The organism is Alloscardovia criceti DSM 17774, from assembly GCF_000376885.1.
In the GTDB taxonomy this organism is placed as follows: domain Bacteria; phylum Actinomycetota; class Actinomycetes; order Actinomycetales; family Bifidobacteriaceae; genus Alloscardovia; species Alloscardovia criceti.
Genome location: NZ_AQXR01000010.1, coordinates 335,831 through 348,325, shown reverse-complemented (window position 1 = coordinate 348,325; position 12,495 = coordinate 335,831). Strand labels below are relative to the sequence as shown.

7 protein-coding genes are annotated in these 12,495 nt (G+C 50.3%); 5 read left to right on the top strand and 2 right to left on the bottom strand.

Annotated features, from left to right (window positions below; genetic code table 11):
• The first annotated feature begins 7 nt into the window (after positions 1–7).
• Both D570_RS08535 and D570_RS0104870 read left to right on the top strand, forming a co-directional pair.
• Positions 8–1,612 carry a glycoside hydrolase family 43 protein gene (locus D570_RS08535; RefSeq protein ID WP_018143279.1) on the top strand — a complete coding sequence of 535 codons (1,605 nt, stop codon included), beginning with the start codon at positions 8–10 and terminating at the stop codon, positions 1,610–1,612.
• Between the two features lie 3 nt (positions 1,613–1,615).
• Entirely contained in the window at positions 1,616–3,631 is a 2,016-nt protein-coding gene (locus D570_RS0104870) for a beta-galactosidase (protein WP_018143278.1), read from the top strand.
• Positions 3,632–3,706: 75 nt separating this feature from the next.
• Here D570_RS0104870 and D570_RS0104865 read toward each other — a convergent pair whose 3' ends face one another.
• Positions 3,707–4,549, bottom strand: coding sequence for an alpha/beta hydrolase (locus tag D570_RS0104865; protein WP_018143277.1), 843 nt, complete (start codon positions 4,547–4,549; stop codon positions 3,707–3,709).
• A 207-nt stretch (positions 4,550–4,756) separates the two neighbouring features.
• Here D570_RS0104865 and D570_RS0104860 point away from each other — a divergent pair, with 207 nt between their 5' ends.
• On the top strand, positions 4,757–5,767 hold the full coding sequence (locus D570_RS0104860) for a LacI family DNA-binding transcriptional regulator (RefSeq protein ID WP_018143276.1): 1,011 nt from the start codon (positions 4,757–4,759) through the stop codon (positions 5,765–5,767).
• A gap of 115 nt (positions 5,768–5,882) precedes the next feature.
• Here D570_RS0104860 and D570_RS09080 read toward each other — a convergent pair whose 3' ends face one another.
• Positions 5,883–7,460: a collagen-binding domain-containing protein gene (locus tag D570_RS09080; protein ID WP_169331226.1), complete on the bottom strand. Its 1,578-nt coding sequence runs from the start codon at positions 7,458–7,460 to the stop codon at positions 5,883–5,885.
• Positions 7,461–8,551: 1,091 nt separating this feature from the next.
• Between D570_RS09080 and yicI the strand changes: the two genes are divergently transcribed.
• A complete protein-coding gene (yicI, locus tag D570_RS0104850; RefSeq protein ID WP_018143274.1) occupies positions 8,552–10,963 on the top strand; it encodes an alpha-xylosidase in 2,412 nt (803 codons plus the stop codon).
• Positions 10,964–12,382: a GH1 family beta-glucosidase gene (locus D570_RS0104845; RefSeq protein WP_018143273.1), complete on the top strand. Its 1,419-nt coding sequence runs from the start codon at positions 10,964–10,966 to the stop codon at positions 12,380–12,382.
• Positions 12,383–12,495 lie beyond the last annotated feature (113 nt).

The following is a 12,495-nucleotide window of genomic DNA, read 5'->3' as shown; positions in this document are numbered from 1 at the left end:
GGACTGTATGACACTGCGCAATGTGAAACCAGTCCATCGACTCCTATCCGGCTTCTACCCAGACCCAAGCATTTGTGAAACGCCTCAGGGAGCTCTACTACTTGTCAATAGCTCCTTCGAATACTTCCCGGCACTGCCCTTGGCATTAAATGCGGATGGCAGTGGACACAGGTGGCAGCCAGTGGGATATGCCGTCACACGTACCAGCCAATTCGACTATGGTGCGAGCGGACAGATGCCCAATAACGGCGGATTTTATGCGCCTACACTGCGCTACTACGAGGGTGTGTACTATCTCATCGTGACCAATGTCAACGTGGGTAATATGATTTTCACCTCCACAGATGGCGCGCATACGTGGTCAGATCCTGTGATAATTCCTGAATGGCCAGGCATTGATCCGAGTCTCTTCTTTGATACAGATGGGACAGTCTATATCTGCGGAAATGAAAGTGGCGGGTCCAATGGCATCGAGGAAGAAGCGGGCATATACGCGGCTCGCATAGACGTCCAAACGGGTCGCCTACTCAGCCCACGCACGCTCTTGTGCACAGGAACGGGATACACGAATCCTGAAGGTCCACATCTCTACAAGCGCGGTGATTATTACTACCTCCTGTGGGCCGAAGGGGGCACTGAGCAGGGGCATATGGAAAATATTGCGCGCTCGCGATCTATCGAAGGCCCGTATGAACTGTACGAGGGTAATCCTTTGATAACAAACCGCTCCACGCATCTGGACGTGCAAGGCATTGGGCATTGCGATTGTGCGTATTTTGATGCCGAGCGTAGTTTTATGGTCTTTCATGGTGTGAGAATGACCGATGATTATCCAGCCCAAGGCTGGCTGGGGCGTGAAAGTTTCGGTGTCTGGTTTGGTTGGCGTGATGACGGATGGCCGGACTTATCCAATCAATCTTTCCAGAGTTTCGCAGATGAGCGCTGGTCTATCGGCGATGCTCACAGCCTCGATCTTCGCCATGCGTGGATGACGCCAGGGCATGAACATGCGGCCGATTCGGCTTTCCACGTGTCTGAGGAAGGCCACACGGTGACTATTGAAGCTCAGAAAATCTCCGACAGCATGAGTATGGCGGAAGGGCCTCAATTTATTGCCCTTCGTCAGCCTTCCCTGTGCTGTAATTTTGACACACGTTTTAATGTGCGTAGCTTTTCTTTAACGCCGGAATTTTTCTCTCATCAGTCCAACAGCATCTCGTTACTCGTGTACGCGAACGACCAGCATTATGCCGAATTGAAAATCACATATGGCACGGCCTACCTGGAGGTGCACAATGCAGGCTTACTTTCCAGCACAGCCATTCCGGTGGACTGCGCAGAGGAGGTCGTGGGCATGGGTGTAGATGCGTCAGATAAGGGGTATAGCTTCTACATGCGCACTGCCGGAGCGTGGGAAGCGGAACAGGAGTTGGCGGATAGTGAGAGCAGTTCAGAAACACATACGCATAAACGCATTTTAGCGCCATGTATCCCGGGAAAATTCCTGAGTTTTAACAATGCAGGAGGATTTACCGGCACCGTTATAGGGCTACGTGCTCAAGGAGAGGGCAGCGCCCAATTCACGCATATTTCCTGTCAGAAAGGCAATTAACCTATGAATCCACAACTTCGCCCACACAGTAATGATGTAGCCCAATCGGGCACTCCAACGGTTCCAGATATCCCGTTCCTCTTTGGAGGCGATTGGAATCCTGAGCAATGGCCGGAAAGCGAATGGGATGACGACTTATCGAAACTTCGTCAGGCGCATATGAACGAAGTGACGATTAATGTCTTTTCCTGGACCCTCATTCAGCCCAACGAAGATACCTATGATTTCACGATGCTGGATAAAATCGTTGCCTTATGTGTACAGCGCGGTTTCCATATCGTGTTTGCTACGGCTACAGCGGCTCTACCGGCATGGCTTGTACGCACGCATCCGGAGGTGATACGCACCGATGAGCAGGGTGTGCGTCACGTGTTTGGTGGACGTCATAATTTCTGTCCTACGTCCGCAGTATTTCGCAATTTATCGCAAAAACTTGCGGCGCATATAGCGCAGCGTTATACGGGAACTCCAGGTCTGGTAGCCTGGCATATCGGCAATGAATACGGTGGTGGCGGCGGCTACTGCTACTGCGAAAATTGCGCCGTTGCCTTTAGACAGTGGCTGCGTGAGAAATATCAGAATCTCAAAAATCTCAACCACGCGTGGTGTGCAAACTTCTGGAGTCATACCATCGTGGACTGGGATGATGTCGTGCCGCCGGTGACATATGGCGACGGTATCAGTGTACACAAAGCTGTCATTTCAGGTCTGCTTATGGATTATCGTCGTTTCCAAAGCCAGATGCAGCTCGAATGCTACGTCGCGGAGCGCGAGGCCGTGCGTGTATACGATGCGCATACGCCCATTACGACGAATTTGATGGGAACCTTCAAGGACCTGGATTATTTTGAGTGGGGACAGCAGATGGATGTCATCAGCTGGGATAACTATCCGGGCATGGACACGCCAGCAAGTTACTCCGCAATGTGCCATGATCTCATGCGTTCGGTGGGTGGTGGCAAGCCGTTTATGCTGATGGAGCAGACGCCAAATCAGCAAAATTGGTTCCCTTATTGCCAAGTCAAACGCCCGGGCGAGGTGGCCATGCTGAGCTGGCAGGCAGTCGCTCATGGTGCGGATACTGTGCAATTCTTCCAAATGCGTCAGTCCTTAGGCGGATGCGAACGTTTCCATGGTGCGGTCATCGGGCATGATGGTTCTACACAGTCGCGCACATTTAAAGAAGTACAGGCACTGGGAGAGCATTTAGCCGCATATGCAGATACTTTTACCTCTTCCCGCGTTGACAGCAAAGTGGCCATCATCTTCGATTGGGAAAGCTACTGGTCTTTGGAAGGTTGTGTAGGGCCTACGACCGGATTTTCGTATCCGCAGGAAGTTCATCGTTTTTATCAGGCACTGTATGCGCACAATATTAATGTCGATATGATTCCGAGCACAGCTCCTCTTTCAAAACTGCAGTCGTATGCGCTAATTATCGCGCCAACCTTGATTATGATGAAGCCGGGGGTAGCTGAACATCTCGAGGACTACGTGCGCAGTGGCGGCGTATTCGTTACCGGTTATATGAGCGGTATTCACGACGAAAACGACATCGTCATCCCGGGAGGATATCCAGGACCTCTACGCGCTTTATGCGGCGTATGGGCGGAAGAAATGGATGGTTTGGCGGAGCAGTCGGGCATTGCTGTGCAGTTCCACGGCAATCTGGCATCGCAGGGAGAAATCGTTGCCAATATTCTCCAGCTTGAGGGTGCTCAATCTCTTGCAGACTACGCCGGAGATGTTTTTTATGCGGGCAGTCCTGCCGTTACGGTGAATGATTTCGGCTCGGGCAAGGCGTATTACATTGGTACAGCCCTCGATCCTTCCGGCATGAGTGAGGTTCTGTCTCACGCATTGAGCAGCGCCGGCATTCAAGGTGTTGACAGTGCAGAGGGCATCGAAATACGCACACGCGTGGCACGCGATGGATCTGAAATTCGCTTTGCTCTCAACACCACGGATAAGCCGATTGCAGGCTTTGACGCATTCGAAGTGCGCATATCGCGCTCCTAGTGCGAGAATTTACCGAGACGAAGGCCGCCCGTGCGCATCTGAGCAGGGCGGCCTTTCTATGAACGCGTCTTCGAACTACAAGGCTTGCGAAAAATCCACATCCCACAAATTTTTGAGCCAAAGGAGAGCCAAAGGCATCCAGCTGCGAATGGCCTTATTGGTGGATTCGAGATGGCCTCCCCACGCAGTTTCGATCGTCCCCAGAGATAAGCCATGGCCGCCGCTTGGATACAAATGAGCCTCAATGCTGACCTGTGCGCTATGACAGGCCTGGATGAATTCAAGCGCGTTTTCCACAGGTACGGTATCATCCGTCATGGTATGCCACAGGAAGCAGGGAGGCGTTGAACTATCCACATGTTTTTCTATGCTCAATTTTTCCAGCATATGCGCGTTGTCTCGATCCGCACCCAAAAGCGCATCAAAACTACCTCGGTGAGCATACTGCCCAGAAGAAATAACCGGGTACGCCAGCATAAGTGCATTTGGGCGAACTGCATCCGCGTCGTAACCATGCGCAGCTATATCCTCATCGCCTACACGTGTGGCCAGATTGGCTGCCAGGTGTCCGCCTGCGGAGAAGCCTAAGACGGCAATTTTCTCAGAATCCACGTGAAATTCCTCTGCGCGAGAGCGTATAACATGCATCGCCTCGGCTGCTTCTATCAAAGCCGTGGGATATACGCTCGGTTTGACGCTATAGCGCAGGACGAATGCTTGGAAGCCCGCGGCCAGTAGTTGCATAGCGATAGGTTCGGCTTCTCGGTCAGAGGTCATTTCATAGCCTCCACCAGGGATAATGAGCACTGCCGGACGCTGGCGCTCCTCGTCGACTTCTGGAGAATTGTCCATAATATAGGAGTAAAGCGTGGCTGGTGAGCCGTCAATGCCACGAATAGTATGTGCGTTAATTTTCACGACAACTTCCTTGTTATGCGGTTTTTCAAATATCGGTGATGACATGTACACCGAGTCATATACAGCACCATGCTAATGCGATAAATGGAGAATCGAAAAAATTTCGATAAATTTTCTTCCTTACAAAATTTCTGTATAAAATTTTGAGGAAGAGATTGAAGTACACACTCTCATACACAGTCTAACGGGGCATGCAAGGGGGCATAAATGCGTGTAGGCATGGCAGATATAGCCGAAAAAGTGGGCGTATCCGTATCCACAGTTTCATATGCATTCTCCGGTCGTCGAAAAGTCGCAGCAGAAACGAAGCGACGCATTTTGGATGCTGCACGTGAACTCAATTACCCCATCCCATCGTCCACATTTGAAAAACGCACCAAGGCTCGCGTAGTTGCTGTAAGTGCACCCATTCATTCGTACTCATCCTTGAATGGGTACTCGGCCTTCTTCTTTGAAACACTTGGCGCTCTGCGAAAACGCGGATATGATTTGTTGCTCTGCGCAGGGGAGGATGATGAACTCGATCGTATCGCGCGGGAGAATCTCGCCGATGGTGTGGTGTTGCTGGATGTGAAGGAAAATGATCCGCGCGCTCAAAGTGCGGAAAATTTGAGTATGCCTGTGGTCTCCATTGGCTTGCCTAACGGTCCATCTAGCTCGTATAAGCGACTCTTTTGCATCGATTTAGATTTTATTTCTGCGGCTAAGGTGGCTATTCAGCATGCTGCTGAGATGGGTCGCACGCATATTCTTTTTATTGCAGCTCATGAGCAGGCCTATAAGGAAGGCGCTAATTACCTTGTCCGATTCAAGAAGGCCTTGCAACGCCACGCTCTGCAATATTCGGTAGCAGTCCATATTCTCTATAAGCCAGCGCATGTTGCAGATCTGCCGGGTCTTATCCGTGAAATGCTTGCAGCACACCCGGAGATTAATGGAATTATTGCTCAAACCGATACGGAAACCGCCCCACTGATTATCAATGCAGTAAAAAAGGAAACAGAGGACGGACATCTAGGCTTGGTGATTGTGGGCGGATACGGCCGATTAAATACTGCCCAATGCCATGTGGATGAAATTCCATTGGAACCGAAACTTGCATGCCAGCGGGCAATCGATGTGCTTATCTCGCGTATTTCTGGGGATTTATCTACGAGTGGGAAAGTGGAACTGATTTCCCCGAATTATTTAGATCGGGGCACGTTTAAAGCGCAGTAACGCACAAAAATACATGGCCTCTTCCTTGGCATACAGGGGAAGAGGCCATGTCAGGCGCGGCTACAAGCTGTAAGCGCGCGGAAAGATAAAGGCTGAAGTGCCTTGAATCTTCTGTTTAGCGGCTGTGGCGTTTGCGGATGCTCAGTAATCCGATGCCACCCAGAGCGACAAGCATAACCAAGGCGGCAATGCTGCTCACATCCGCACCGGTTTGTGCTAATGAAACAGGGGCAGCAGAATGGTCCTGTGGTGACTTTTCGGAACTTGTAGGAACGACAGGATTTGTAGGTACTGTTGGCGTACGTGGTTCCGTTGGCTCCTCTGGCTGGGTAGGGTCCTGAGGATCGGTAGGCTCTTTAGGGTCTGTTGGGGTTTGCGGAGTGGTTGGTTCCTTTGGATCCTTCGGATCTGTTGGTTCCTTTGGCTCCTGTGGTTCTTCAGGGTCAGTTGGTTCCTTTGGTTCAGTCGGAGGGGTCGGGGTTTCTGGAGTTTTTGGCTCTTCGGGTGTAACCGGTTTTTCCGGGTCGGTCGGAGTTTCCGGAGTATGTGGTTCCTCTGGTGTGATTGGCTCCGTTGGCTCCTTCGGGATTACAGGTGTTTCAGGTTCCTCAGGTTCGGTAGGTGTTTCTGGCTCTTCAGGCTCTGTTGGATCCTCAGGGAAATTCGGCAAGGTTGGCTTTGCCGGGTACGTTGGCTCTTCTGGATCAGTAGGCTCCTCAGGTTCTGCAGGCGTTTCAGGCTTAGTTGGTTCCTCAGGGATGTTTGGCTCAGCACCTCTGTAAGGATAATAATGCTGTTCAGAGCCGGCAAAAGTACCGCTTTGAACGATGATAGTGCCCTGGATATTGGCACTGGTCTTTTCAAGATTTGCCCGTGGGGCTAAGAGCGAACCATCGAGGCTATCGCCCCTTTGCTCAACCGTTGTAGCATCCGGTGCTACCCACAAAATAGCCTTAGGATCACGAGCGCCACAGAGCGTGGTCTTGAAGGTGACGTTCTCGCCCGAAACGGAGACGATAAGGAAAGTGTTTGTATCGGCGTTTGGTGTGGTGCCTTCGAACTTTATTTCATGGAGACCAACCAAAGTTTCGCTGGACACTTCCCAATAATTGCGCTTACCAGAGGTCAACTTGACGACTGCAGTTCCGTAATCTATGGAAACCTGGGCGTCTACGCCCTCGGTATCCTTATCTACAGCTGCGGCCGTGGTCTGAGCCAACGACACTGCTTTTTTCTGATTGAAGGTTTCCGAGAAGAGCTTTGGTGCTGCCACATTGGAAGCATTGCGCTCTTGAGAGGCGTTAATATTTGGATTGGAATCGTATCCCGCGCCTTGCTTCACCACGCGCACATTCACGGATGCGCCGTTATTATCCTTGTTGAGTACATCAAGCTTTTCAGTATTGCCGATGCGTACAGTACCATTCATGGCCTGCAAGGTGCCGGTCGACTCAGACAGGTCGATATTCTGTGCGAGTACGCTGATGTTGTCCTCAGCGCTGGTGTGCAAGGCGGTATTTGTGCCCGTAAAGCTCAGGGTGCCGCCGACGGCGACTGCGCCCTCGGATTCTGCATGGAGTTTGGCATCGCCAAAAGTGACGATATTCCAATTGTTGTAGTCGGATAGAAGCAGGTCATCAGATGATGTGGAGTCAGCATTGGCTGCAACAGGTGTGCCAAGGAATATAGCCATGGCGAAAATCGTAGACATCGTTAAAGCTTTAAATAACGACGCCATTTTACCGTGATAATACATTGTGTTACTTAATAATCCTTAAATGATGCCCATCGTGGACAACGATGGGAGTGGCATCGCATGGCTCAATCCTTGAGTATGCATGCTCACACTGGTGCTGTGCAATCTGCGCGCAGCGGGTAAATATATAGGGTTGGGGAGGGGTAGACATAGAAAAAGTAGTGAATCATAACCGGTTAAGCAATGCAAACGATTGCAATTCCTTGGCTTAATTTCCCTCTATTGTGGAATGAATAACCTCTCTTCTGCAAAAATAACTGTGTGCAAGCAAGGTTTCGTAGAAACTTGCGCGCACAAATGTGAACATTATCACATTTGCTCTATAATCTTCTTTAATATCCTTCAAACTTTAGTGAATATTTCTCAATAAAATATGTATCTTTTGTAGATTGCTGATAATGCGTAGGTGTCATAAACGTGGATTTGAAACAGAATTAGTCAAACCATTGATGGTGGTAAGTTGCCTTATTTCCTCTTTGTGCAGGATGCGGTGACATGCGAAAACTTTCCCCATGTAAGTATGTATGACACGCCGAAAGGGATTATGTGTGCAGTATTTCATAGAAGTGAAAAGCAAATGAATATAAGAAAGGTGTTGTCGGACAAGCGTTGTCGGACAGCGCAGTGCCAGGCTGTTGCTTTGTGTTGTGTGCCGATCTCCTCATAAATGGAGTACTTTCATTCGGGACATCTCCATGCGGGCAATAGATGAAGATTCTTGAAGATAATTTATGACAACGATCGCAAAGAAAAGAGTGTGAACGTATATGATTTTCAATCTGTGAAGAGAAATTCTACTGAAATTTCAGTTCTATTGATTCAGATAAGCGAAATAAAAGTTTTTCGGATAGTGCGCATGAAAGAAAGGAATACTTGTAAATCGAAAAAGTCGAAATATTCTTCCCGCAAGAAATTTCTTACATACAATCACTTGTAGATTCCAAAGGTGGGATTTAAACACATCACAGAAACCAGCCTTGGATTACTGCAGTTGAACTGCGCTATATGAAGACGTGATTGGAGTTGAAATGAAGTTTTCGGATGGATACTGGGGAATTCGGCCTGGGGTCAATCCATTATTTGCACGTGAAGTGTATGAATTGGCAGCTCACGAGGATACAGAGTCTCTAAACATCCTCGCTACGGGCACAGAAATTCACCATCGTGGAAATACGTTGAATCTCGGTACCTTCGATGTGGATATCACCTCACCTATGGAAGGTGTAATCCGCGTGATAGCGCGTCATTTCGATGGTTCGCATGTCACGCCTGGATTTGACATTATGGGTGGCCAAGATGTGCAGGAAGGTCAGGATCCTTTCACTCCAAGCCACAGAGACTTTGTTTCTGTAGAGGCTCAGGGTGAAGGCGACGGTGAGACTGGCGAAAAAGGTGCAACAATCCGTTTAACCTCCGGTGATTTCAGCGCAGAACTAGAAAAGCGCGCACCATGGAACCTGAAATTTGTAGGTGCCGATGGGGCAACGGTAGCATCCTCAGGCAATAAAGGCCTTGCGCACTATACTCTGACCCAATCTGCTCTGGTGAGCGCGAGTCCCGTGGGCGAATTTGGCGTGACAAACACGGGTCTTGCTGGAGATGAGTCCGATACCTTCACCTCCTTCCAGATGGGCCTAGGCGTCGGCGAAAAGGTTTTCGGATTCGGTGAGCAATTTGGTACGTATATTAAAAATGGTCAAACCATCGATATCTGGAATCAGGATGGTGGCACTGCTTCTGAGCAGGCATACAAGAACGTACCGTTCTATATGACCACGGCCGGTTATGGTCTGTTAGTCAATAATCGCAGCCACGTATCCTTCGAAGTAGGTAGCGAGAGCACAGACGTTATTCAGTTCTCTGTGCCGGGTGAAGTGCTTGATTTTTACGTCATTTACGGCCCAGATCCGAAGAAGATTTTGGGCAGGTATACCGCATTAACGGGCCGTCCAGCGCAGCTCCCCGCATGGAGCTATGGTTTGTGGCTGACCACGTCCTTCACGACGAAGTATGACGAAGAGACGGTGAATTCCTTCATCGACGGAATGGCTCAGCGCCAGATCCCATTGAGCGCATTCCATTATGACTGCTACTGGATGCGTGAATTCCACTGGACTGATTTTACGTGGGATGAGCGTTATTTCTCGGATATCGAGGGCACGCTTAAGCGTTTGCATGAGGATAAGAACCTTCATATTTGTGCGTGGATTAACCCGTATATCGCTCAGCGCGGCGCGCTGTTTAAGGAAGCGCGCGACAAGGGCTACCTGGTGAAAAAAGCCAATGGTGATGTATGGCAAACGGATTTGTGGCAAGCGGGCATGGGTATAGTCGATTTCACCAATCCTGAGGCGACCGAATGGTACAAGAATCGTGTCAAGGCATTGCTACGCCAGGGTGTAGATGCTATTAAAACAGATTTTGGTGAACGCATTCCGCGCGATGTCGTATGGTTTGACGGCTCTGATGGATTAGATATGCATAACTGGTACACACAGTTGTACAACCAAGCTGTATTTGAAAGCATCGAAGAGGTTTATGGCAAGGGTAAGGCCGTGCTGTATGCACGCTCTGCGACGGCCGGCGGTCAGAAATTCCCAGTGCATTGGGGTGGCGATTGCGAATCTACTTTTAATGGCATGGCGCAAAGCTTGCGCGCAGGTTTGTCATTGACGAGCTCAGGCTTTGGATATTGGAGCCACGATATTGGTGGCTTCGAAGGCGCCTTCCCGGATGGTGCAGTGTACAAGCGTTGGGTGGCATTTGGTCTGCTGGGTTCGCATTCGCGTTTGCATGGCTCTACGCAGTATCGTGTGCCATGGCTGTTTGACCAGGCGGATGAGGAACGCGACATTCACTCACCGGAAGACCAAACGGCAGTTGCCGTTCTGCGTCAATTTACGCGCTTAAAGCTGAGCTTGATGCCATATTTGTACAATCTTGGCTTGCAAGCTCACCGCAGTGGCGTGCCTATCATGCGCTCGATGTTCTTGGAATTCCCTCACGACCTCACCGCACGCACCTTGGATACGCAGTATATGCTGGGACCTTCGCTGCTCGTGGCACCGGTCTTCAACTATGAAGGCGATGTGGACTATTATCTGCCTGCCGGTCGTTGGACGAATTATTTCACAGGTGAGACAGTAGTAAGCGATAATGGAGTTTGGAGACATGAAAACCATGGGTACAACTCCGTGCCATTGTGGATTCGTGAAAACTCCATTATTGCTACCCATGAGAATGCGGATCGCCCGGACTACGACTACGTCCAGAATCTTCATTTGCTCATTTCTGTAGGTGCAGAAGAGGGAAGCAGAGCTAAGGCTCACGTAGAAAACGAAGATGGTCACAATGTGGATTTCGTGGCGCAGCGCATGGCAGACGGCTCGTTGTCTGTAACCGCTTCTGACGGAAGCCACGTTGATTGGAAGGAAATCTAAATGACGGCACAATTCCTCAATGCAGACGAACAAGCGCTCGCCGCATTATTCCCACAAGGATTTACGTGGGGTAGCGCGACGGCAAGCTATCAGGTCGAGGGTTATCTGGACACGGATGGTCGCGCAACCTCAATTTGGGATACGTATGCTCATACTCCGGGCAATATCGTAGATGGCTCAGACGGCTCCGTGGCGTGTGAGCAGTATGTGCGCTACCCAGAAGATATTGCCTTGATGAAGCAGGTGGGTTTGGATGCGTATCGTCTGTCCATTGCTTGGCCGCGCATTTTTACGCAGCTCAACGGTCCGGCAAATACCAAGGCACTAGACCACTATAAGCAGCTCTTGGATGCGCTCTTGGCTGCAGACATCAAGCCAATCGTCACCTTGTACCACTGGGATTTGCCACAGTACTTGCAGGATTTGGGTGGCTGGGCCAACCGTGATATCGCCTTGCGCTTCGGTGATTATGCCGCTACTGTGGCGGGCGCTCTAGGCGATCGGGTAGACACGTGGACCACGCTGAATGAGCCATGGTGCTCAGCATATCTCGGCTACGCTCAAGGACGTCATGCGCCGGGCATTCGTGATGATAAGCAGGCCTTGGCGGCGGTGCATCATTTGAATCTGGCACATGGTTTGGGTGTGCAGGCCGTACGCGCAGAGCTGGGTGAGGAGGCAAAGACCTCTGTAACGCTGAATTTGCAGGTCAACCGTGCGTTCACAGATTCGGCTGAAGACCGCGCTGCGGCGAAGCAGGCAGACCGCATCGGCAATGAGGTTTGGCTCGGTCCTATGCTGGAAGGTGCTTACGATCCACAGATTTTCGAGGATACGCGTGAAATTACGGATTGGTCCTTCATCCGCGAAGGCGATTTAGAGACCATTCATCAGCCAATTAATTCTTTGGGAATCAACTACTACTGCACACAAACCGTGCGAAGTGCACCAGCTCAGGTGCATCCAGAAAATGCTCGTGAGGACCCAATTGTGGGCGGTTCAAACATTGATATCCTGCCGCCAACGGGCCCATTGACAGCCATGGGATGGAATCAGGAGCCAGAAGGCTTGCGCGATCTCGTACTGGAGATGAGCAGACGCTACCCAGATCTCGACCTTGTCATTACCGAAAATGGTTCGGCATGGGATGACGAAGTCGTCGAAGAAAACGGTGAAAAGATCGTGCACGATCCTCAGCGCGTGAATTATCTCAGCCAGCATCTGCGCGCACTGCACGATGCTATGGATCAGGGCGCTCGCGTGACGGGATATTATGCGTGGTCCTTGCTCGATAATTACGAGTGGGCATTCGGCTATACCAAGCGTTTCGGCATCTTCTATGTGGATTATCCAACGCAACAACGCATCTGGAAGGATACGGCTCGTTGGTACAAGGAATTTATTCAAGCAAGTAGATAAAGCTGTGATTAAACAGCAGGAAGGCGGTGAAAACTTTACTGAATCTTCTAACTGAATTGAGTGTGTGAAAGGCTGCGGGCACGATCCGCAGCCTTTTGTTATGTGGAATGTTG